Raw genomic sequence first — 23,119 nt, forward strand, 5'->3', positions numbered from 1 at the left:
GCTACACAACAACATTTTATAAAGCAGAGCTATTATGAACACATTCAATTTTAAAAAGAGCCAACTTGCGGCTTCTGTGTCTCTTATCATTGCTGCAAGCACGTTAAATACGGCCATTGCTGCCGAGGCAGACACTGCAGCATCTCCTGATGTAGAAGTTATTGAAGTAAAAGGTATTCGTGGTTCACTTATTCGTTCTATGGATATGAAACGTGATTCATCGGGCGTGGTAGATGCCATTTCAGCAGAAGAAATGGGGAAATTTCCAGATACCAATTTAGCAGAATCATTACAACGCATTACCGGTGTATCGGTGAGCCGAGCAAACGGTGAAGGTAGCCAAATTACCGTACGTGGTTTTGGCCCAGAGTTTAATTTAATTACGTTAAACGGCCGCCAAATGCCAGGCACAGGTTATACGCGTTCGTACAACCTTGAAAACATTGCCTCAGAGGGCGTAAGTGCGCTAGAAGTATTTAAAACAGCGCGCGCCGATGTACCAAGCGGTGGTTTAGGTGCAACAGTTAATATTTCTACTGCGCGCCCTTTTCAAAAGCCAGGTCAAAATTTTTCAGCCACGGTTAAAGCAAATCACGACTCATCAAACGAAGCCGGTGATGATGTAACGCCCGAGCTTTCAGCTGTTTATAGCAACACATTTGCAGATGACAGATTTGGTTTTGGTTTTTCGTTTTCGCACCAAGAACGCGACTTTCAAAAACAACGCGCCAATATTCAAGGTTGGCAAGCCAATGTTGATTTACCTGAATTAGATAGCAGTAACGTTGTTGATAACCGTACTGACCCATCAGGTAACTACTACTTCCCTAAAGACATGAACTACTCTATTGAAGATGTAGAGCGTGAACGTACTAACGGCCAAGTTACTTTTCAATTTGAACCAGTTGATGGCTTTGTTGCCACTTTAGATTACACAGCAAGTAAAGCGGTTACGGGCTCTGAAAGTATTGGTTGGGGTATTTGGAACGACTTTGGTAGCAATATTAATGGCTACGAGCTTGATGAAAACGGCACCGCTGTTTATGCCGATATTAGCGGTAACGATGCCTCGTTTACAGCCAACAAAGGCACCACAGAAGTAAAAGCACGCTCTATTGGTTTAAACCTAGAGTGGGAAATTAACGACACGTGGCACGTTGAACTTGATTACCATGACTCTAAAAATGAAACCGATAACGGCGCCGATGATGGGCTAGGCAGTACTGGCCAAGTGATTTTAGGCTCTGATCAGCTAGCAAACAAAATTTACGATTACCGCACAGGCGAAATTCCAAGTGCTCAAGTTAACTGGTTAAACGGCACAAGCGAATTAACGCCAGGCGAAATTGACTCTAACTTTAGCCAATTTACGCACTCGCCAGGTGAATCAAACATTGAGCAATTACAATTACATACCACTTGGTATAACGAAAACTTTGATATTGGCCTAGTTAAAGTAAAATTTGGTGCATCGCGCACTGAGCAAAACACCGGTGGTTACACTGCATGGAGTGGTTTAGTAGGTGGCCCTGGTTTTAACCCATCGTACACAGAAATATTCCCAGATAGCATGTTTACTCGCCACGATACGTCGGGCCTTTTAGATCAATTTGATGGTGGCGGCAGCAACTTACAACCAGGTTACTACTACACCTACGATTTTGACGAAGCAGTTGCTCGCCAAATGGCTTACCTAACCTCTGATGTAACCGGTGGCGATGCATACGCAGCCAATGCTTACATGGATGGTATTGATAGCGAAAGCTACGTAGAAGAAATTACAAACAGCTTTTATATTCAATCAAGCTGGGAGTTTGATGTAAGCGATTACTACGTAAAAGTAAACGCAGGCCTGCGCTACGAGCAAACAGATGTAACCAGCACAGTACGCCAACGTGTTGAAGAACAAGTAAACTGGATAAGCGCCTCAGAGTGGATAATGCAATATGCAGCCGGCGGCGATGATAACTTCTTAGAGCAGCAAGGCGATTACGACATATTATTACCGTCAATCGATGTAAGTGTTGATTTAACCGAAGACGTTGTAGCCCGTGTTTCATGGGGTAAAACTATGTCGCGTGCACCACTGGGTGATTTAGCCGGTGGCCGTAGCTTAACAGGCAGCCCAAAACCTGGCTCGCGCACGGGTAGCCAAGGTAATACAAATTTATTGCCGTTTGAATCAACCAATCTCGACTTATCATTAGAGTATTACTACGCTGAAGGCAGCTACGCCTCTGTTGGTTACTTTAAAAAAGACGTAGATAACTTTATTCAAACCACCATTACGCAAACCACGATTGAAGGCCTATACGACATTTTAAACGGCCCACGTTACTTACAAGCAGTTAGCGATATTGAATCGCGCGGCGAACAAGCAACCACCGATGCTATTTTTGCGCAAATGATTAGCAATGGTTATGGCAATGCGAATGGCGTCATTGAGCCAAATAGCGATGACCCACTTATGGTATGGAACATAAGCCAACCACAAAACACCGACAGCAAATCGGTAGATGGTTTTGAAGTGGCTGTTCAGCACTTAATTGGCGAAACTGGTTTTGGTGTAGGTGTTAACGCCACGTTTGTAGATGGCGATGTAGAATTTGATAGCGAAAGCCTAGACCAACAAGCTCCGCTTACAGGTTTAAGTGACTCTGCAAACTTTCAAGGCTTTTACGAAAAAGACGGCCTATCAATCAAAATTACTTACGCATGGCGCGACTCGTACTTAATTGGTGTAGGCCAAGCACAAGGCTCAGCCGATGCGCCACCGCAATATGCTAAAGCTTACGGCCAATGGGATATGAGCGTTAACTACGATGTAAACGAAAACGTAACCGTATTTTTTGATGGCATAAACTTAAACAATGCCACCGAAGAAGGCTACGGCCGTTACGAAGAGCAATTTTTATTTGCTAATCAGTACGGCCCACGCTACTCAATTGGTGCCCGTTACACGTTTTAAACTATTCCCTAGTTAGAATAGTTAAGCCGCTTGTTTTAACAAGCGGCTTTTTTTATAACGTTTTTATTTGCTCAAGCAATACATTAGTTGTCCAATCAATGCCGTTATACGCAATATCTGGCTTGTAGTAAGCCCCTGCTCCTCGCGCTCTGTTTACGTATACTTTGTTAGGTACAATCACTTTCCCCAACCCTGAAGGTAAATCAGCTAAGCGTACTTCCATATACATAGAATCAGCACTACTTGGCGCACCAAATAACGTTGTATTTTCAAAAAGCTTAAACTTATCAAGCGCATCTAAACAAGCACTGGCGCACTGCGGCGGAACAATAACAAACACCTTGGTTTTAAAGTCACTAGTTAAAGGCTTTTGTGGTATGTTAATTGGCATATTAGTTTCTTGCTCTACATAAAATGTAGAGCCACTTTTAAGTGATAAAGCCATACCCGCAGCTGTGATTTTAAATATTTTCAATAATTCAGGCTGATTTTTTACAACCTCTAATAAAGACACTACATGGTCGGTATTATCCTTTGATGCTCTCCACCACACTTGCGTATTTTGAGATGTATTATTTACTTTTTGTTCTACTATTTTTTTGCCCCATAGTTCTTTGGCTATTTGTGAGCTCCAATAAGATGAGCCACCTTGGTTATGGCGCAAATCTAACACCACGGCTTTTGCAGTAAGTAACTTGCTACGCTGCTGTTGTATTTTTTCATACACTTTATTGTAGGCAGCAGTTTGCTTTTCGGTTGATGAAAAGCTAGGCATAGCAATCCACGCAATATTTTTTTCAGGCCAGGTTAAATCAATGGGGAGTTCATCACCGTTGTAGGCATTTTCTAAATGCTTACTGGCTGACTTAGGCCTTACAGACCAATTTAATACGTGTGTATAGGTATCGCCATTGGCTTTAACAAATTCGCATTCTTTTAAAGGAGTTAAAAATGGATTGCCCTCGTCAATGAGTAACCGCCAACCTTGCTGCCACCAATGGCCAGGTTGTGCAACTTGCCCATGAAACTTAAACACTCTCTCACGTATTAAGGTCTCGGTGCTTTGCCCATCACATTGGCTTACAACGTCGCCTTTGCTAATACTTTTGTTTTCACTGTAATACACTTTTAGCGCATCACCTCGCCACACAGTTCTAAAGCCCGGCCAGCGGCGCGCGGGTCTATCTACGCTTGAAAACGCCCCCGCGTGGCCATCTAGTAAAATAGTGCTAAAACGAGAAATTACCGCTGTATGAACCTGCGGCCCACTCGCTTGAGCCGACAATGTAAGTGCTTCTGCTTTTGCTTTTTTTAATAAGTCAGGGAACGTTGGATTATTAACATCAAACATACCGGGATGATTATGTGCGGTAATGCTATATGCTGCCTCAATATCGCGCTCTGTTATACTGCGCCACTGCTCAGGTGTGGTAGGTATAATCGGCTCTTGTGCGGCATTTGCAACTGCTGGTAGTAGTAAAATTGGGAGCAATACATAATTGGTTATTTTTGTTTTTATAGTCATGAAAATCCATTTAATCTAAAAATAATTTACTGGTACGTTATTGTTCATTAACCATACTAAAAAAGCGATTTAAGGGACATAAGTAAATACATACCTGCCACCTAAGTTAAAAATTTAAGAATCGTCCAACCTTCTTTAGTAGGTGAGCAATGTGTCTGATACAGTAAAAAAGCCATGCCAATTAGTTTTGGCTCTTGAAGGTAATCTTCGGCCGCTAAAAATTGTCCAATTAATCTCGGGGATTTCGTAACTTCATAATCAGTTGATCATAGTTTTCACTTTTCGGCACAATACTTAATTCACCATCCGCCTCGAAAACCACCGCCATAACTGTGCTTAAATCACCAAAACCGGCTTTTCGAACACTCGCTTCCACTTCCGTGCTGGTGAGTCGAGTGTCTTTCATAGCAGCCTCTATATATTCACCGTCGAAAAAGACTAATTGTGGAGAAGTTTTGACTACTTTGTCGAACGTCGAAAAATGGGCGCTGATCCAAGTGAGTAAATATTGTAAAAATAGGAGCAAGCTTACCGCGACTAAAACCTCAACTATAACCACGTCTTTCAATAAGATAGCAGAACCTAAGATGGAGCCTGCCGCAACGGTGATTATCCAGTCAAAGTTGTTCATTTTAGCAAATGAGCGTTTACCTAATAAATGCGTCGCTAGGATTAAAAAGGGATAAATAATCAAGGTTGTGGTAACAATGCGCGCTATTTCACTCCACGATTCAAAAAACATATTTCCCTCTACTTAAGGTGCTGAATATACTAATAATCATATAAACTAAACAGCCACCTGAATCACACAAACTAGGCAGTCACCTTAATAAAACAAACAACACTGTGCAACTAAATCTGCCATACAGGTTCAGAATTTATCTTTTATTAATGGGTCACTTTTACGAATAATTTTTAATTTATGTCAGGGCACCAAATTATAATGGGGCCTAACAAATTATGATGGGACCCACTTTATTTAGCCTATTAGAATCTAGGCTTTTTAAAGAGGGAAGTTTAAGGTGGGTGTCTAGTTTAATACGGTGTCTAGTTTAATTCTTGGTGTGGACTGCGAAATAACCAACACAAATTAAGCTGCCACTTTAAATTAATAGCTAAGCTTTACTAGTCGTCCACCTAAGGGCATGTTGCTATAAATAGATTAACCACTTACCTTTATACGCTTGCCTGTAGAGTATATTATATCTTTGCTTGGACATGAATATTTTGGTGTTATGGTTGAACAAGGTTGATTTGGTTTATCAAAACAGAAATCAAACCGAGTTTGCGTTTTAACTGGATGAGTAATGATATTTTTTGGTAATTCTGACCACTTCCAGTTTTTAATTACATCTTCAGCCGCTTTAGAAAAGTGCTTATTTGTCGAAGCTATAACAGTTATGTCTTTTACTTCATTTTGTGGTGTGATTACATACTCAATGGTGGCGCAACCTTCAATAGACTTCATTACAGCCTGTTTGGGATACCTAGCTGGAAACCGATTTAATTGACTCCATTTTGAAGATTGTATTTCGTTGTGAGTAACTGATAAGTGCGAATACTCTTTATCTACTTCCGTTGATGCACATCCACCAATAATAAGAGTAGTGATTAGAATGCCAATATTCTTTTTCATAACCGAAACTTCCTTTTATTTATAACGCTTTTTATAAACGGCGCGCGTTTTTTGCGCGTCCAGTGGAGGCCGTTTTTTGGCCGTAATGATGTTTAATAAACTTGTTAGTTGTTTGCTCGTGCAAAGCGTACTTTTGCTTTACGTAAAGTATTTAAGAGAACAGACAAAGCACAAATGCCACCACAAATTGGTACCAAATGAGTGCTATTAATAGCAGGCATACTAGATTGTGAAACCACTGCATGGCCTACTAACTTTCCAATGGTATAGAAAGCCCAAAGAATTAAAATAGGACAAACAATTAAAGTAAACCAAAACCAAACTTTTCTAACATATTCCAAGGGTAATTCCTTTGAGTTTATTAAGTACAACTAACAACTTTGTCTACGACATTTGTCGTTTTATAAACCGACAAATGTCCCTATATTACAATGCACTTATCTTAGCCAGCAAATAACCACCTGTAAACAACTAGTTAACTACAAAGAAATCTCCGTAAATGCTGTAATGCACCCAAATGGGGGAGATCAGTAATATCCGACAATGCATAAATCACTGCACATTTTTAGAGCAGCTTTTATAAAAAGTTAATATCGTAAAATCGTTTTTAACGCACGTAATGGCCTATTTAACGCGCTTAGGTTTTAACGCTTTAAACGCGGCTGGTATTGTACTTATATATTACAACACGCTTAAAATAGTGTTGTTAGCACTGTGAATAAAAAGCGCTGCAAATATGCAGCGCCCTCATTACTTAATGGTTGTTGTGTTTAAGTTTGAACTGTTTTATTAAAAAAAACCGAGCGGATCTTCGCTATAGCTCACTAATAAATTTTTAGTTTGTTGGTAGTGATCGAGTGCTAGTTTGTGCGTTTCGCGCCCTATTCCTGATTTTTTATACCCACCAAATGCAGCATGTGCTGGGTACATGTGGTAACAGTTGGTCCACACCCGGCCAGCTTCAATTTTACGCCCCATGGTATAAGCACGGTTCATGTTTCGGCTCCACACCCCTGCGCCTAAGCCAAATTCTGAGCTGTTGGCAAGTTCGAGTGCTTCGGCTTCATCTTTAAAGGTCGACATAGAAATAACAGGGCCAAAAATTTCTTCTTGGAACACACGCATGTCGTTGGTACCTTTAAGCAGTGTAGGTTGTATGTAATAACCACCATTTAAATCGTCATTTAGCTGCTCTACGTTTCCGCCGGTGAGTACTTCAGCGCCTTCTTTTTTACCTATGTCTATGTAACTAAGTATTTTATCAAACTGTGCTTTTGAAGCTTGAGCGCCCACCATGGTTTCGCTGTCGAGTGGATTGCCACGTTTAATTTGTTGGGTACGTTCGAGTATGCGCTCAATAAATTGCTCGTATATATCTTCTTGAATAAACAATCTTGATGGACAGGTACATACTTCGCCCTGGTTAAAGTAAGCAAGTACGGCGCCTTCTATGGCTTTTGATAAAAACGCGTCGTCTTTTTCCATTACATCACTAAAAAATATATTGGGCGATTTACCGCCAAGTTCTACCGTTGAGGGAATAATGTTTTCAGCAGCACATTTTAAAATATGTGAGCCGACAGGTGTAGAGCCTGTAAATGCAATTTTAGCAATGCGTTTGCTTGTGGCCAGTGCTTCGCCTGCTTCTTTACCAAACCCATTTACAATATTGAGCACGCCTGCAGGCAGTAAGTCACCAATAATGTCCATTAAAACTAAAATAGAGGCCGGTGTTTGCTCAGCTGGTTTTAGTACCACACAGTTACCTGCAGCAAGAGCTGGGGCAAGTTTCCATGCAGCCATTAAAATAGGGAAGTTCCACGGGATAATCTGCCCCACCACACCTAACGGTTCGTGAAAATGATACGCCACCGTGGTTTCGTCAATTTCGCCAATACTGCCATCTTGCGAGCGCAGGCACCCTGCAAAGTAGCGAAAATGATCGGCCGCGAGCGGAATATCAGCCGCGAGTGTTTCGCGAATGGCTTTACCGTTATCCCATGTTTCGGCAACGGCTAGTAGCTCTAGGTTTTGCTCAATTCGGTCGGCTATTTTTAACAGTATATTACTGCGCTCGGTCACCGAGGTTGTGCCCCACTGCTCTCGCACTGCATGCGCTTTGTCGAGTGCTAGGTTTATATCGTCTTTGTCGGAGCGAGGTATTTGGCAAAATACCTTACCGTTTACTGGGCTTATATTATCAAAATATTGGCCGTTTACAGGTTTTACCCACTCTCCGCCAATGTAATTACCGTATTGTTGTTTAAAGTTTACGAGTGCGCCGTCGCTACCTGGATTTGCATATATCATGTGTGTGCTCTCTTTATTGTTGTTAGCTAAAGGTCGAACATTTATATAAAACAAAATGCTTTATATTTAGTTTGACATTAGCCTAACGAGCACCTAAAAACTTGATTAGCTGTCCACAAAAGTTGTCTGTGAGTCCACACTAATAAAAGCCAAAAGGATTGATATGCACACATCTCCGTTAAACAAAAAACGCCAACAACTTGATGTTTTAATAGAAAATAAAGTGACATTTGCAGCAGATAACAGCGAGTTGAACATTTACGACACGTACCAACGCGCACAAAAGGTGGCACTGCATTCAAAGGAGTTACTGTTTTGTGCCATGCTCAGCGGTAAAAAAGTAATGCACGTAGAAAGTAGCCAATACCATAAAGCATTTTTACCCCACGAGTCGTTTGTATTAGCGCCAGAGCAAGGTGTATTAATTGATTTTCCACAGGCATCAATGCACGCCCCAACCACATGTTTAGCAATTGAAATAAGCAAAGATAAAATAAACGCTGTGGCGAATGCGCTTAACATGCAGCAAAGCTTTGCACACGATGGCGGCTTATTCGAGTATGTTCCACAATTGGTACACAGCCAACATAATAGCCAAACACAGCAATTATTAGAGCGCATGGTGCATTTATTTAGCGAACAAGGCGCACAGCGACATTACTTAATTGACTTGTCATTAAACGAATTGATCACCCGGTTGCTACAACAACAAAGTCGCGACTTATTACTCGCTAATAGCGATAAACCACGCCTTAAAACAAAAATAAGCGATGCACTGCTTTATATGGAAGAGCACTTAAACGAAACGCTCGATATAAATACCTTGTGCAAAATAGCCTGCATGAGCCGCAGTAAATTTTATCAGCAGTTTAAACTGGCATTTGGTACTACCCCAGCCCTTTGGCAGCAACAATTAAGGCTTAAAAAAGCCCGCAATCAATTACTACAAGGCCATGCAATTAGCCAAGTGTGCTTTGATGTTGGGTTTAATAGCGCGAGCCACTTTAGTCGTGTATTTAAACAAACCTTTGGCATTGCGCCTAAAGAGTGCCGGCATTAAGGCTAAAACCTTATTTTTTACTTTGCTAACGCCCTGAATATGTTAGTTTATTAACATGAGTATTGAGTAAAGAATTGGTATGAGTAAGCAAACCCGCTGGACACTAAAAAGTATTGCCAAAGAGTTAGGTGTATCTAACGCAACAGTCTCTAATGCGTTTAATCGCCCTGATCAGCTATCGGCTAAACGCCGAGACGATATTCTTGCAGCGTGTAAAACCTTGGGCTATTACGGGCCCAATAAAGCCGCGCAATCGCTTCGCAGTGGTACGTTTAATATTGTGGCGTTAGTGCTGCCCGATAGCGTGGAATATATGGTGTCGGACCCTGTGGCCAGTAGCTTTATGCGGGGTGTAACCTCGGTGCTTGAAAAAAACGGCATTAATGTTTTATTGTTTTCTGGTAATAGCGATAACCTTAACAGTGTGGTCGACTTTGTTGATGGCTTTATTTGTTATGGCCGCCCTCGTAATAACGCATTAGTAGAGCAGCTAAAAACGGTCTCTAAACATGTGGTAACTATTGATTTTGATATAGCCCGCAATGCCTCTGTAAATATTAATAACGAGCAAGCAAGTTACGAAATAGCCAAGCATGTTTTAAAAAATCCAAGTGATAAAGTCGCTATTTTAGGCTTAAGATTACTTGATGAAAACGTATTGTGCCGCGTATATGAGCACCACGAATTTGAAACAGGGCAATCTATTTCGCACCAACGTTTACGGGGTTATCAACGTGCTTTAAGTGAGGCAAATATAACCGTAGCTGATGACCGCATTTGGAATATACCTGAGAGCAGCGAGCGTTTTGCTAACATTGCCGCTAAAGAGGTGTTAAGTGCCTCCCCTCGCCCTAACGTTATAATTTGTATGAGTGATTTAATTGCCCTTGCCACCATGCGAGAAGCGATAAAACAAGGCATAAAAATAGATGAAGAACTGCGTATTGTCGGCTTTGATGGAATAGACGAAGCCGCTCGTTTTGTGCCGCGCCTAACCACTATTCATCAAAACAGCCAAGAAAAAGGCGTAATGGCCGCCGAGCTCTTTATATCAAAAGAAGAAAAAATATGTGATGTAAGTTACGAGCTAGATATTGGCGCAAGTGGTTAATAGGTTATGTTAAAAAGGGCTGGGTAAACAAAAGCCAAGCTCAAGAGCTTGGCTTTTATGTTTTAATAGCATGTTAGGCTAGCAATGCGTTTAAACTTATCGTTGTTTCTTCATCACCATTTACTTGAGTAATAAGCGCGTCTCGCGTTTTAAAATTAACACTTAATGCAATAGACTTATCTTCTAGTTGCCATGTTAAACAACATATTCCCTGGGTGCCGTGAGCACTAAACTCTCCTGCAAAAGCGGGGTGTTCATTACGTAATTTAATGAGCTCTATTAAACCTTTTACTACAGGTTTATTGAGTGCGTGCTCAATTGTTTCAGTATTTAAATACGGGCGGTTAATATCACGGCCCACATTGGTACGCGCAAGTAAATCCATATCGTTTTCGCAGGCAAATAAACCGCCGTAGTACACTTGCGGCACACCGGGGGCAAAAAACTGTATGGCACGCGAAATCAAATAATCTAAATCGTTAGCACCTAATGCATTGTAATACGTGCAATTTACTTGGTATAAATCAACATTACTGGCAGCAGCACCTGTAGCTTGGCGGCTTTGGTTATTGCTGTTGACATGCATGGTTTCTACAAGGGTATCTATTTGCTGTGCATTTAATAGCCCTGGCTTGTCGCCCATTGGGCCTGCATCAATAATGCCTATGCCGTCGTGCGTATCAAGTACCGTTAAACAGTTGCGTGGTGAAATTTGTAACCATTTAAGCAGTGCATCTACATCGTTATTAAATAAGCTATGTAAAATAAGCGGCGGTAATGCAAAGTCGTAAACCATGTTTACACGCTTTGCTACTTCTACTTGTGTTTGGTAGTGGCTATGAATTTCAGCAATGGTTTCCATGCCAAGCTCGTTTGCTTGCTTTGATAGGTTATCTAGGTAGCCAAAGGTTTCGTCTAGCATAAAACAGTTAGTACCGGCTTGTTTAATTGCGTAACCCGCTGCATCTAAACGAATAATATTTACGTTATTTTCAGAGAACTTAGTTAATACGTTATTTAAATACGCTATACCCGCTTCAACTTTTACGTTTATATCAATTTGGTTATCGGTAAACGTGGTCCAAAAGTCATACGTTTGACCATCGCCACACTGCATTGGCGTAAAACAGCTACCGGGGCGCGGGCGATAAATGGCTTGCTGCTCTTGCTCGCTCATTCCATTTGGAAAAACGTCTTCTTTTGTTAAAAACAAATCCCAAAATTCTGATTGCTTACCTTTAGCTAGCACATCTTGAAACTGATAAGACTGCGCCGATACATGGTTAACGATTAAATCGGCCATTAGATCATGGTTTTCACCCAGTGCTTGAATATCAGCCCATGTACCAATGCGAGAATCTACTTCGCTGTGATCAATCGGGTCAAAGCCTGCATCGCTGCCATCAATCGGATTATAAAACGGCAAAAGGTGTACACCACCAAAAACGCCCTTAAGTTGGCCATTTAAAAGCGTAGTAAGTGCGTTTATATCTTGCCCTGTGATTCGATCAGCGTATGTGATCAATTGAACTTTATTCTTCATCATGTGTGATTACCAAGTTGAAACTTAATCGATTAAGATATATCTTTAACTAGCACGTACAATTTTACAAGTAATTTTTAAATATTTTACATACAAAAGTTGTGGCAAAGGTAATACTAACCAGAGTAAGTGATTGAGTTATTACTATAACTTGAGCCACAACGAGGAAAAATCACATGACAAATTTACACACACACACCCAAAGCGACCCAATGCAGCGCATACGAATACTCACTTACATGATGTTTTTTATGTTTGCGATGACCTCAGATGCAGTAGGTATGATCATCCCTGAACTGATCACAGAGTTTGGTTTAAGTATGACCCAAGCCAGTGCTTTTCATTACGCACCTATGGCACTCATTGCCTTTACTGGCTTGTTTTTGGGCTTTTTAGCCGACAGCCTAGGCCGTAAACAAACCATAATGTTAGGCTTACTAATTTTTTCGCTCAGCTGTTTTTTGTTTGCCTTTAGTAACAGTTTTTCGGTATTTTTAATTTTGCTGTGCTGTATAGGGCTTGCCATTGGTTTATTTAAAACCGGCGCACTAGCGCTACTTGGCGATATATCTGCAAGTAACGCAGAGCACACTAAAACCATGAACAAAGTAGAAGGCTTTTTTGGTATTGGTGCCATAGTTGGCCCTGCGCTGGTAGGCGTACTGCTTACTCAAAACGTGAGCTGGACTTATCTGTACATTATTGCCGGCGTTATGTGTTTAATTTTAGCGTTAATGGCATGGCGCGCCGACTACCCAAGTGTTGTTAAAAGCACAGAAAAGCCAGCTTCACTTGCCACCACCATGAAAATGATTAAAAACCCGTATGCACTTGGTTTTTCGTTGGCTATTGCCTTATATGTGGCTACTGAGGTTGCTATTTACGTGTGGATGCCAACACTTTTAAAAGATTACACAGGCTCGTGGCCTTTGCTTGCGACCTACGCACTTACTATATTTTTTGTATTACGTGCTGCTGGACGCTTTATTGCTGTATGGCTTTTAAATCACTTTAGCTGGCAAGGGGTTATGGCTTATTTAAGCTTAGGCATCGCACTGTGTTATGTAGGCACTTTGGTAGGCGGTGTTGATTGGGCGGTAGGCTTACTTCCGCTTTCGGGTTTATTTATGTCGATGGTTTACCCTACTTTAAACTCTAAAGGTATATCGTGCTTTCCTGTTGCACAACATGGTGCAGTAGCGGGTGTTATTTTATTTTTTACCGCGCTTTCGGCCGCACTTGCGCCTTTATTTATGGGCATGATAAGTGATTACTTTGGCCACGTACGCTACGGTTTTTACTTAGCTACCGGCTTTGCTGTGATCTTATTTTTAGCCATGCTTTATAACTTTTACCGCGACCCTGCGGCAAAAGCATTAACTAAAAATGCATAAATGGCTGCTCAAGCCAGAATAAAAAACACCTTTAAAATCAATATAAAAACAAAAAAAGTGCAAATTACACACAAAAATAATTTGCATATTGTAAAAACTTTGTTATTTTTACTTAATCGATTAAGTAAAAATAACAAACTCACACAACACAATGAGGCGTTAACATGACAACACACCACACACCTTTATATTTAATCAGTGCCTTAGCACTTGCAGTAAGCCAAGGCGTTCATGCACAAGACGAGCAAGAAACCAAAGTGCAAGCTAAGCAAGGGCTTGAAACAATTGTTGTAACCGGTGTACCTCGCCGCACAACTATTATGGCATCGAGTTCATCAGTAAGCAGTTTATCACTTGAGCAAGTTGAGGTATCAACACCACGCTCAACGGCTGAAGCATTTAGAATTATCCCGGGTGTTCGCGCTGAATCAACAGGCGGTGAAGGTAATGCAAATATTGCAGTGCGTGGCTTACCTGTAGCATCGGGTGGCGCCAAGTTTTTACAACTGCAAGAAGATGGTCTGCCTGTAATGCAGTTTGGTGATGTTGCCTTTGGTAACGCAGATATTTTTATGCGCCTTGATAACACAGTGCAAACAATCGAATCTATTCGTGGTGGCTCAGCCTCTACATCAGCCAGTAATGCACCTGGCGGCATAATTAACTTTATTTCTAAAAATGGCGAAAACGAATCGGGTAGCGTATCTACTACTGTTGGCCTAGATTACGACAGTGTACGCACCGACTTTGAATACGGCACCTATTTAACCGACAGCGTGCGTTTTCATGTAGGTGGTTTTGTACGCCAAGGCGAAGGCCCGCGAGAAACAGGCTACACATCAAATAAAGGTGGCCAAATTAAAGCTAACCTTACTAAAGATTTTGAAAACGGTTACGTTCGCCTTTATTACAAACACTTAGACGATAAGAGTGTTGGCTATCTTCCTATGCCAATGTACTCAAATGGTGACTCTATTGCTGGCTTTGATGCGCAATCAGATACACCTCACTCAGCGTTATTTACTAAAACAGTACGCTTAAATGGTGAAAACCAAATTAGCAGTGGTGATATCCGTGATGGTATGAATCCAAAGGTTGACTCTGTTGGTTTTGAAGCTGTATTTGATTTAGATAACGATTGGCGTATCGAAAACCGTTTTCGTAAGTCATCAATTAGCGGTAACTTTAACTCGCTTATTCCTGCTGAGGTTGGCAGCGCATCGTCTATTGCACAAAGTATTGGCGGTGTAGGCGCAACACTTAGTAACGCAAACACAGGCGAAGCATTTAATGATGAACTTGCCATGCGTATTCACACTTTTGATGTAACGCTTAACGACTTTGGCTCTATTGTTAACGATTTTAAACTGACTAAATCGTTTAGTGATGACACTAGCCTAACCTTTGGTTACTTTGCCTCTACGCAAAATATTGCTATGTCGTGGTTATGGAACTCTTACGTAATGGAGCTTAAAGGCGACAATGCGGCACTTTTAAATGTAACCGCAGCCGATGGTACTGAGTATTCAGAAAACGGTTTATACGCATACGGCACGCCTTATTGGGGTAACTGTTGTCAGCGCGATTACGACACCGAATACGATACTCGCGCACCGTATGTTGCGTTTTCAACAAAACTTGGTGATGTAAGCATTGATGCAAGTGCCCGCTACGACAGCGGTGAAGCACGCGGTAACTACGCAGGTGCCGTAACCTCAACAGTAGATATGAACCGCGACGGTACTATTTCTATTCCTGAGCAAAACGTAGCAGGTATTGATATAGCTAATGCAAGCCCAGTTAATTACGACTGGAGCTACTCGTCTTACTCTGTAGGTGCTAACTACCAAATTGACCCAAGCCTAGCGACGTTTGCACGTATTAGTAAAGGTGGGCGTGCAAATGCAGACCGTTTATTATTTGGTAAAGTACGCAGTGACGGAAGCGTAGCCGATGAAGATGCAGTAGATGAAGTAAACCAATTTGAGATTGGTGTGAAAAAACGCTTTGACTCGTTCTCGGTATTTGCAACAGCCTTTTACGCAGAAACAGAAGAGCAAAACTTTGAAGCAACATCGCAAACCTTTTTCGACCGTGAATACGAAGCAAAAGGGATTGAGGTTGAATCAACTTACTTTATGGATGCATGGGACTTTAGAGGTAACTTTACTTGGACCGATGCTGAAATTGCAAAAGATGCGCTAACTCCTGAAGTTGTAGGTAACACACCACGTCGCCAAGCGGATTTAATTTACTCATTAATGGCGCGTTACAGCTACGATAAAGGCGCGGCAGGTGTAAGCTTTATTGGTACAACCGATGCTTATGCACAAGATAACAACGACCTTAAGTTTGACGGCTACACGCAAGTAAATGCGTTTGTAAGCTACGACTTATCAGAAAACTTAAACCTTGCGCTTAATGTAAACAATCTATTCGATACAGTAGGTATTACAGAAGCCGAAGAAGGCTCAGTACCTGAGAACGACATTATTCGTGCCCGTACTATTAACGGCCGCACTACGTCGGTTACTTTAAAATACGCTTTTTAACTAAATGTGTGTATTGCGCTGCAGTGAGTCATCGCTGTAGCGCCTTTTAAAGTATGAATAAATAACACCCTTCATGTTTTTAGCCTAGCCTTGCTAGGCTTTTTAGGATATTCCAAATGACCAAACTCCTGTGCTTAGGCGAGCTTTTAATTGATATGCTGCCTCAAGATGCTCATAACTCAGCGTACTTACCCATCCCTGGAGGTGCACCTGCTAATGTTGCTGTTGGCTATGCAAAACTTGGCGGTGATGCTGCATTTTGTGGTGGTAAAGGAGACGATCATTTTGCCAATCAATTAAGTAATGCATTGGCTCAATACAATGTAAATACAGACTATTTGTTTACCATTGCTGGCTCACAAACCGCCATGGTAATAGTAAGCCTTGATGAAACAGGCGAGCGCAGTTTTGGCTTTTATCGCCATAACACAGCCGATGTACTTTTAACCCAAGCGCATTTAGCGCAAATAAATTGGCAAAGCATAAGCACCCTGCACTTTTGCTCAAACACCCTAACCGATCCAGCCATAGCTAGTACAACGGTTAAAGCGCTAGAGCTTGCTAAAACACATAGTAAGCTCGTTAGTTTTGACGTAAATTTACGCTACAGCTTGTGGGAAAACATCCATGATATAGCAAGCAATGTAAAAGCCTGCTTCGCTTATTGCGACATAGTTAAACTTTCGCGTGATGAACTTAATTTTTTAGCAAAGCATAGCGAAACAACGGGCGAAGATTACATTCAAATGCTATTAAATACCGGAGTAAAATTGGTGTTTTTAACCGACGGGCCTGAGCCTGCTACGGTTTACCACAGCGCATTTATACTTAACGAATCGGCACCAAAAATAAACGCAGTAGATACAACAAGCGCGGGCGATGCCTTTATAGCGGGAGTTTTATACTATTTAAATAACTTAGGGAGTGATTTATCACTAGCAGATAAGTTAAATGATGAAACTAGCATAAAAAACGCCCTGCACTTTGCCCTTCAATGTGGCTCTAAAGCGTGTTTAGCTAAAGGAGCATTTCCGGCATTACCAGTGCTGGCTGATGTAATGTAACTCTTAAGTAGAGTGCAAGGTGCTTTAAATAATAAAAAACGCTCTTGAGAGCGTTTTTTATTATTTAATTATTCATCTAGCCAATCGATGGCGGCGGTGGCGTTTTCATAGTACTGCACCTCGCCTGAAATAAACCAATTGCCTATTTTAGCCATGCGGGCTTGCCACTCTTGATTGCCATAAATAGCAATTTTATTAAATTCTTTTGAGTGCCTTACGCCAAGCTTTAAATCATCCCACGCGGCGCGAAGCTCCCAACCTTCTAGCTCGCTGGCATCAATAAGCACGTTTGCTATAGGGTGTTTAACCTCGCCAAGGGCTGAGTCGATCATGGGGGTAATGACTTTATAGTCTTCGTGGGTTAGCGTTCCTACAGCTTTTAGTTTTAAAAAAAATTCTCGGCCTGCGCGTTCAATACCAATAGATAAACCATGTGTTGTGTGTACCATGCTGCTCTCCTTAATCGGGTGCGCTTATGTTATTTACAGCCTGTGTGAATGGGTTTAATAACGAAAGTTGGAGTTAATTAAAGCCTATAAAGTGAAATTATTCCCTTTAAAAAATAAAAACCCCAAAAATACCCATCACTTACTGAGTTAAACCATAAAACTACACCGTATTAAGTTAATTAGTACTGAACTAAATCAAACAATAATGCTATTTGCTAAGCGTTTTGTACGCGCTCTATTTGCTTATCTACATCTGTTAAGTGCCCTAATTTAAGCCACACCTTTGCACCTTGCTTACCTGCAGTTATATTAAGCTCACTATTAATAGGCAGCCTTAACCAACTGTGTTTTACTAATACATCTGTTCGCTCACTTATATCGCCTTCAAGCACGAGTAACTCAGCCCCTCCGTTTGCACTAATTTGCATGTTGGCGTCTGCCTCAAAATGCAATAAGCTCACATCTTCAAAGTCATCTTTATAAAGTGGGGTTATAGCAAGGCCTTTAAATGTGGCGTGTTGCACACTGCCCATATACTGTGTTTGTAAGCGTACGTGGGTTCTATCTTGTGGCTGAAATTGCCAAAGCTTTACAAATATTATGCAGCCTTCATCAGAGCCTGGTTTGTGCTTTGATTGCGGTGGGTTACGGATATAAGAGCCTTGTGGAAAATCGCCATGCTCATCTTGAAATACGCCTTCTAGTACTATAAATTCTTCGCCGCCTGTATGCACATGAGGCGAAAACTCGCTCCCTGGTGCATAACGTACAATGCTTGTAGCACGGGCTACTTCTGCGCCTACTCTATCAAGTGGGCGCCTATCAACGCCCGCCATTGGCGAAGGGTTCCAATTAAGTTGCTCACTATGAACAACGACTCTCTGGGTAAAATCGGCGGCTATTTTCATTTTATTACCTTTAAAATTGCATAGTGTGAGAGTAAATTTTATGCATAAAAAAAGCGAGCTTATTAAGCTCGCTTATTTAATTTTTATCGCTTTACGCTACATCTAGCTTTTTATGCTTAGAGTGTACAAACACTAAACCTACTAAGCCAATAACAACCACAGCGGCACCAATTGGTTTTCCTAAGTCGGCCGATAAATTAAAGCCAATAGCAGCAGTCATAATGTACGAAAGTGTTACGCCAGTTGCGATAACGGCAGGTATGCTGGTGATCCAGTGGAATGCACGTCTATCAAATAAGTACTTAGTTGCAAGCCATAATACACTGGTTGAAAGCAGCATGTTTGAAAATGCAAAGTAGCGCCAAATAACCGAGAAATCTAATTTAGTCATAAAAAAGGCAATCGTTAAAATTGGCACTGCCAGTAATAAGCGATTACGTAAGCTTTGCGGAATATTAAACGCATCAACCACGGTTAAACGCAGTGAACGGAACGCCGTATCGCCAGAGGTAATAGGGAACACCGCAACAGCAATAATGGCCATAATACCGCCCATTACGCCTAAGTAACTATTTGCTACATGGTTAACCACTAAACCTGGGCCACCTTGATCAAGCAATGCTTTTAAGCCAGCGTAACCTTCTGGGAATGCAGCAATACCCGCAAGTGCCCATACACAACCTACAATGCCTTCACACATCATTGCGCCGTAATATACTGGGCGTACGTATTTTTCGTTTGTTAAACAGCGGGCAATAATAGGCGCTTGGGTAGAGTGAAAGCCACTAATAGCACCACAGGTAATGGTAATAAACAGTAACGGCCAGGTTGGCAGGCCATCAGGGTTTGGCTCTAAAAAGTCATGCGCGTGGTCGGCTTCAAAGTAGGCTAAAAAGTCGCCTGCAACTGGTAAGTGTGGTGCATCTAGTAATAACGCACCGGCTATTAATGTAGTCATTACAATCATTAATAAGCCAAATAGCGGGTAAAACTTAGTAATAATTTTATCAATAGGTAGCAGCGTTGCTAAAAAGTAGTACGCTAAAATAGCCAAAACCCAAAAGGTATTATTAGCAAAAAAAGTGCCTTCAAATACATCTAAGTTACTTAATAAGCCTGCTGGGCTCATAATAAATACAACGCCCACAAAAAATAGCAGCATGGCTGTAAATATTAGCATAAAGCCTTTAAACACAACGTTGTAATAGTGCCCTGCTATTTCTGGTAAGCTTTTGCCATCTTCTTTAATGCTCATCACACCCGAGAAGAAGTCGTGTACTGCACCGCCTAATACGTTACCAAGCACAATCCACACAAGTGCTACCGGTCCATAAAGCGCACCTAAAATTGGGCCAAATATAGGGCCTACGCCCGCAATATTTAAAAACTGAATTAAAAATGCACGCACAGGGTGAATGGCTACATAGTCAACACCTTCGCTAAAGCGTTTTTGCGGTGTATCAACTGTTGTATCCATACCTGCTTGTTTTTCAACAAACGGGCTATAAAACTTATATCCCAGTATTAAGATTGTTATGCAGATAAAAAAGATGATCATAAAGCACGTTTCTCTTTTTGTATTTGGAGTATAGAGCGCCTAATTGCCGCCCCGCCTTTCAATCCATGAATAATCGACGAACATTAACAAAGTATTAATCCCCCCGCTATAAGACGAATAGCTAATACACAAGGGTCTGTAGACCTTTCAAGGTTAAATTTGCAGCCGCCTGTTTGGTATTTAGGCAAGGCAGAGCCTATGTGGTGTGGTTATTCCCCATAAGTAGGCGATAACGCAGCATTAATGCCAAACAGGCGCTGCCCTTCGGGTTCTGCCTAGGGGCGATTTACTCGTTGTTGCCTACATGGATGTAGGTAAGGGGCGTGAGCAGGACGCGGAAGCTTTGCTCGGTTTTTACTTAGCCCACTAGGTTACAAACCTCGCGCCGCGATTAAACCGCCCCTAGTTTGAACAAATTTCAAACTGCAAAGGTCAACAGACCCTATTTGAGTTACTTTTTATGCACCTTGCTCAACACTTAATCTAAACGGCTTTATTAATAAAAATTAAAACAAAAAAAAGCGGCTTTACTATAAAAGTAAAGCCGCTTACACACACAATGATTGGGTGTAACTGTGATTTTTTACGTTACGCTGGGCTCATAAACTCGTTAATTTGTTCATGAGTCAGTGTAGGTGTAGCACCGGCACTTTCGGCCACCATAGCACCCACTGCACACGCAAAATCAACAGCATGTTGTGCACAATCGCTACTACAAAGCTTATAAATTAACGACCCTAAAAACGAATCACCCGCGCCTACTGTATCCACAACGCTAATTAAATAACCTGAGTTATAGTAATTTTCGCCTTTTATGGTTAGTAGTGCACCGTGGCTGCCTTTAGTTACACATAAGTATTCGGTGTTAGTTTGCTGTGCAATAAACGCTAAGTTTTGCTCAAGTGAATGGAACTTACAGCCCATTGCTTTGGCAATTTCATAAAGCTCTTCATCGTTTAATTTGATGAAGTCGGCTTTATTCATTAAATCTACTAATGTGTCTAACGTGTAGTGTGGCGCACGTAAATTTACGTCAAACACTTTAAAGTTAGCTACATCAACTAATTGGTTTAATGTAGCAAGTGAAGCTTCGCTTCGGCCAATTAGGCTGCCAAATACAAATACATCACTGGCTTTTACTTTTTCAATAAGTGAGTCTGTAAGCTCAATGTTATCCCACGCTGTATCGGCAACTATTTCGTAGCTGGCTGAGCCGCTTTTATCTAGGGTAACTTGTACTGTGCTGGTTTTTTTGTCGTTATTAACGCCAATGTATTCGCAGCTTACGCCTTTGCTTTTAATTTCGCCTAGTAGCTCAGTACCAAGTTCATCGTTACCTACAGCGCTTATCATGTCGGCTTTAATGCCCAGTGAGTTAATACGCACACACATGTTAAGCGGCGCGCCGCCTAAGCGTTTATCGTTTGCAAAACAATCCCATAGTACTTCGCCAAAGCAACTTACGCTTACGTCTTTACCTTGTTTAGAATCAATTAAAATGCTCATTATTAGTTACCTTTAGGCTCAAGCACGTTATTCATAATTGCTTTAATTTTGCTTGCCGGTGCGTATAACGCTTCTACATTGTTTTTGTAGTGAGACGTAAAGGCACTTTGCGTGTTTAAATCGCCAAATAAGCTAGTTAGCGATAAAAATGCAAGGTCATCAGTCGCCGTTTTAGCCGCGGCTTCATGTAACTCGCTTTGCATTGCATCGATTATTTCAAGCTTATTGCCTTGCTCATCTTCACCTTTATCGCTGTAAAAACACCATGCAGCAATAACCAGGGTCGCAAGTGATACATCACGGCCATGGGCTAGATTTTCGTTAATGGTGGCAATTAAAAACTTAGGTAACTTTGCTGCGCTTTCTGAACAAATGCGCGATAAGCTGTCTTTAATGTTTGGATTAGCAAAGCGCTCAATTAGCGTGTCTTTGTAGATTTCAAGGTCAATGCCTTCTAATTTCTCTAGGTTAGGCGTTACTTCTCTATCCATAAACGCACGTAAGTACTTTGCAAATAAAGGATCTGATACTGTTTCGTCAATTGTGCCGTAGCCATGTACTGAGCCTAATAAACCCAGTACCGAATGGCCTGCATTTAATAAGCGTATCTTCATGGTCTCAAAAGGTGTTACGTCACTTACAAATTGTGCGCCAACGCTATCCCAATCTGGGCGTCCGCAACAAAATGAGTCTTCAATTACCCATTGTGTAAACGACTCACAGGTAATTGGCCATTCATCGCTAACACCGTAGGCATCAACAACGTAGTCAATATCGCTCTTTTTAGATACCGGCGTAATACGGTCAACCATTGCATTTGGGAAGGTTACGTTAGTGGCAATCCACTCGCTTAGTTCTTTATCTTGCTCGGCCGCAAAGGCAAGTAGCATTTTACGGGTTACATTACCGTTGTGCTGAATGTTATCGCACGACTGTACAGTAAACGCATCAAGGCCTTGTTCTTTACGTAGCTTTAACGCAGCAGTAATGTAACCAAACGCCGTAATTGGGTCGTTCGGGTTATTAATGTCGTTAATAATGTCTGGGTTTGAGTAGTCAAACTCACCCGTAACTGGGTTAAAGTTATAGCCGCCTTCGGTAATGGTTAACGACACAATATGCGTATCGCTGTGCGCAAGCTTATTTATAACCGCTTGTTTGTCCTCTGGAGCAAACAAAAAGTCAATCATAGAGCCAATAACTTTGTTATCTATTTGCCCGTTTGGGTGTCTTACCGTTAGCGTGTAAAGGTAGTCTTGTTGCTTTAAAATATCACGCAGACCACGGTTACCCTCTAATAAGCCAACACCACAAATACCCCACTGTTCAGCACCTGGCGTTTTTAATAGCTCGTTAATGTACACCGCTTGGTGAGCACGGTGAAAGCCGCCCACACCAATATGAACTATACCTGCTTTTAGCTTACTACGGTCATAGTTTGGTGTATCTACATGGCTTGGCATATCTGCCAAGCTTTGTTGGTTTAGCCCTTTAACAAGAGCGTCAGTGTGCTGGTGTTGCGTCATGGTGCGGCC

At 41.5% G+C, this 23,119-nt stretch carries 17 protein-coding genes; 6 read left to right on the plus strand and 11 right to left on the minus strand.

From position 1 onward, the window contains the following. Positions 1 to 34 precede the first annotated feature (34 nt). Positions 35 to 2,968, plus strand: coding sequence for a TonB-dependent receptor (locus NQT65_RS07690; RefSeq protein ID WP_054981730.1), 2,934 nt, complete (start codon positions 35 to 37; stop codon positions 2,966 to 2,968). 52 nt (positions 2,969 to 3,020) lie between these two features. On the opposite strand, the gene NQT65_RS07695 is transcribed toward NQT65_RS07690, so the two are convergent. The 5 genes from NQT65_RS07695 to exaC form a co-directional block, all read right to left on the minus strand. Next, on the minus strand, positions 3,021 to 4,493 hold the full coding sequence (locus tag NQT65_RS07695) for a S41 family peptidase (protein ID WP_256850850.1): 1,473 nt from the start codon (positions 4,491 to 4,493) through the stop codon (positions 3,021 to 3,023). Positions 4,494 to 4,722: 229 nt separating this feature from the next. After that, entirely contained in the window at positions 4,723 to 5,235 is a 513-nt protein-coding gene (locus tag NQT65_RS07700; RefSeq protein ID WP_121638353.1) for a DUF421 domain-containing protein, read from the minus strand. A gap of 420 nt (positions 5,236 to 5,655) precedes the next feature. Then, on the minus strand, positions 5,656 to 6,129 hold the full coding sequence (locus tag NQT65_RS07705; protein WP_138684764.1) for an energy transducer TonB: 474 nt from the start codon (positions 6,127 to 6,129) through the stop codon (positions 5,656 to 5,658). A 104-nt stretch (positions 6,130 to 6,233) separates the two neighbouring features. Then, positions 6,234 to 6,470: a hypothetical protein gene (locus NQT65_RS07710; protein ID WP_256850851.1), complete on the minus strand. Its 237-nt coding sequence runs from the start codon at positions 6,468 to 6,470 to the stop codon at positions 6,234 to 6,236. Positions 6,471 to 6,918: 448 nt separating this feature from the next. After that, positions 6,919 to 8,439 carry an acetaldehyde dehydrogenase ExaC gene (exaC, locus tag NQT65_RS07715; protein ID WP_256850852.1) on the minus strand — a complete coding sequence of 507 codons (1,521 nt, stop codon included), beginning with the start codon at positions 8,437 to 8,439 and terminating at the stop codon, positions 6,919 to 6,921. 163 nt (positions 8,440 to 8,602) lie between these two features. Here exaC and NQT65_RS07720 point away from each other — a divergent pair, with 163 nt between their 5' ends. Further along, the gene (locus tag NQT65_RS07720; RefSeq protein ID WP_256850853.1) at positions 8,603 to 9,499 is read left to right on the plus strand and encodes an AraC family transcriptional regulator; all 897 of its coding nucleotides are present in this window, start codon (positions 8,603 to 8,605) and stop codon (positions 9,497 to 9,499) included. Positions 9,500 to 9,578: 79 nt separating this feature from the next. After that, positions 9,579 to 10,610 carry a LacI family DNA-binding transcriptional regulator gene (locus NQT65_RS07725; RefSeq protein ID WP_138684768.1) on the plus strand — a complete coding sequence of 344 codons (1,032 nt, stop codon included), beginning with the start codon at positions 9,579 to 9,581 and terminating at the stop codon, positions 10,608 to 10,610. Positions 10,611 to 10,683: 73 nt separating this feature from the next. On the opposite strand, the gene gtfA is transcribed toward NQT65_RS07725, so the two are convergent. Continuing rightward, on the minus strand, positions 10,684 to 12,156 hold the full coding sequence (gtfA, locus tag NQT65_RS07730) for a sucrose phosphorylase (RefSeq protein ID WP_256850854.1): 1,473 nt from the start codon (positions 12,154 to 12,156) through the stop codon (positions 10,684 to 10,686). A gap of 173 nt (positions 12,157 to 12,329) precedes the next feature. On the opposite strand from gtfA, the gene NQT65_RS07735 reads away from it, so the two are divergent. The 3 genes from NQT65_RS07735 to NQT65_RS07745 all read left to right on the plus strand — a co-directional run bounded on the left by NQT65_RS07735 (position 12,330) and on the right by NQT65_RS07745 (position 17,163). After that, entirely contained in the window at positions 12,330 to 13,547 is a 1,218-nt protein-coding gene (locus NQT65_RS07735; RefSeq protein WP_256850855.1) for an MFS transporter, read from the plus strand. 164 nt (positions 13,548 to 13,711) lie between these two features. Continuing rightward, positions 13,712 to 16,099, plus strand: coding sequence for a TonB-dependent receptor (locus tag NQT65_RS07740; RefSeq protein ID WP_126009263.1), 2,388 nt, complete (start codon positions 13,712 to 13,714; stop codon positions 16,097 to 16,099). 116 nt (positions 16,100 to 16,215) lie between these two features. Next, positions 16,216 to 17,163 carry a carbohydrate kinase family protein gene (locus NQT65_RS07745; RefSeq protein WP_256850856.1) on the plus strand — a complete coding sequence of 316 codons (948 nt, stop codon included), beginning with the start codon at positions 16,216 to 16,218 and terminating at the stop codon, positions 17,161 to 17,163. Between the two features lie 68 nt (positions 17,164 to 17,231). Here the strand turns inward: NQT65_RS07745 and NQT65_RS07750 are convergent, their stop codons facing one another. From NQT65_RS07750 to NQT65_RS07770, 5 genes are all read right to left on the minus strand, one after another. Continuing rightward, complete coding sequence (locus NQT65_RS07750) at positions 17,232 to 17,612, minus strand: SpoIIAA family protein (protein WP_024032784.1); 381 nt, start codon at positions 17,610 to 17,612, stop codon at positions 17,232 to 17,234. A gap of 215 nt (positions 17,613 to 17,827) precedes the next feature. Beyond that, complete coding sequence (locus tag NQT65_RS07755; protein WP_256850857.1) at positions 17,828 to 18,520, minus strand: cupin domain-containing protein; 693 nt, start codon at positions 18,518 to 18,520, stop codon at positions 17,828 to 17,830. Between the two features lie 91 nt (positions 18,521 to 18,611). Further along, a complete protein-coding gene (locus NQT65_RS07760) occupies positions 18,612 to 20,078 on the minus strand; it encodes a carbon starvation CstA family protein (RefSeq protein ID WP_004589533.1) in 1,467 nt (488 codons plus the stop codon). A 588-nt stretch (positions 20,079 to 20,666) separates the two neighbouring features. Next, positions 20,667 to 21,584 carry a carbohydrate kinase family protein gene (locus tag NQT65_RS07765; protein ID WP_256850858.1) on the minus strand — a complete coding sequence of 306 codons (918 nt, stop codon included), beginning with the start codon at positions 21,582 to 21,584 and terminating at the stop codon, positions 20,667 to 20,669. Between the two features lie 2 nt (positions 21,585 to 21,586). Next, positions 21,587 to 23,110: a mannitol dehydrogenase family protein gene (locus NQT65_RS07770; protein ID WP_024032787.1), complete on the minus strand. Its 1,524-nt coding sequence runs from the start codon at positions 23,108 to 23,110 to the stop codon at positions 21,587 to 21,589. Positions 23,111 to 23,119: the final 9 nt, after the last annotated feature.

The organism is Pseudoalteromonas agarivorans (genome assembly GCF_024518735.1).
Classification (GTDB): domain Bacteria; phylum Pseudomonadota; class Gammaproteobacteria; order Enterobacterales; family Alteromonadaceae; genus Pseudoalteromonas; species Pseudoalteromonas atlantica.

What these genes read in the sequence shown, in the direction of transcription:
- NQT65_RS07695 (WP_256850850.1), bottom strand. Translation starts at nt 4,493, where the DNA reads ATGACTATAAAAACAAAAATAACCAATTATGTATTGCTCCCAATTTTA.
- NQT65_RS07720 (WP_256850853.1), top strand. Translation starts at nt 8,603, where the DNA reads ATGCACACATCTCCGTTAAACAAAAAACGCCAACAACTTGATGTTTTA.
- NQT65_RS07765 (WP_256850858.1), bottom strand. Translation starts at nt 21,584, where the DNA reads ATGAGCATTTTAATTGATTCTAAACAAGGTAAAGACGTAAGCGTAAGT.
- gtfA (WP_256850854.1), bottom strand. Translation starts at nt 12,156, where the DNA reads ATGATGAAGAATAAAGTTCAATTGATCACATACGCTGATCGAATCACA.
- NQT65_RS07745 (WP_256850856.1), top strand. Translation starts at nt 16,216, where the DNA reads ATGACCAAACTCCTGTGCTTAGGCGAGCTTTTAATTGATATGCTGCCT.
- NQT65_RS07760 (WP_004589533.1), bottom strand. Translation starts at nt 20,078, where the DNA reads ATGATCATCTTTTTTATCTGCATAACAATCTTAATACTGGGATATAAG.
- NQT65_RS07755 (WP_256850857.1), bottom strand. Translation starts at nt 18,520, where the DNA reads ATGAAAATAGCCGCCGATTTTACCCAGAGAGTCGTTGTTCATAGTGAG.
- NQT65_RS07725 (WP_138684768.1), top strand. Translation starts at nt 9,579, where the DNA reads ATGAGTAAGCAAACCCGCTGGACACTAAAAAGTATTGCCAAAGAGTTA.
- NQT65_RS07735 (WP_256850855.1), top strand. Translation starts at nt 12,330, where the DNA reads ATGACAAATTTACACACACACACCCAAAGCGACCCAATGCAGCGCATA.
- NQT65_RS07700 (WP_121638353.1), bottom strand. Translation starts at nt 5,235, where the DNA reads ATGTTTTTTGAATCGTGGAGTGAAATAGCGCGCATTGTTACCACAACC.
- NQT65_RS07770 (WP_024032787.1), bottom strand. Translation starts at nt 23,110, where the DNA reads ATGACGCAACACCAGCACACTGACGCTCTTGTTAAAGGGCTAAACCAA.
- NQT65_RS07740 (WP_126009263.1), top strand. Translation starts at nt 13,712, where the DNA reads ATGACAACACACCACACACCTTTATATTTAATCAGTGCCTTAGCACTT.
- NQT65_RS07750 (WP_024032784.1), bottom strand. Translation starts at nt 17,612, where the DNA reads ATGGTACACACAACACATGGTTTATCTATTGGTATTGAACGCGCAGGC.
- NQT65_RS07705 (WP_138684764.1), bottom strand. Translation starts at nt 6,129, where the DNA reads ATGAAAAAGAATATTGGCATTCTAATCACTACTCTTATTATTGGTGGA.
- exaC (WP_256850852.1), bottom strand. Translation starts at nt 8,439, where the DNA reads ATGATATATGCAAATCCAGGTAGCGACGGCGCACTCGTAAACTTTAAA.
- NQT65_RS07690 (WP_054981730.1), top strand. Translation starts at nt 35, where the DNA reads ATGAACACATTCAATTTTAAAAAGAGCCAACTTGCGGCTTCTGTGTCT.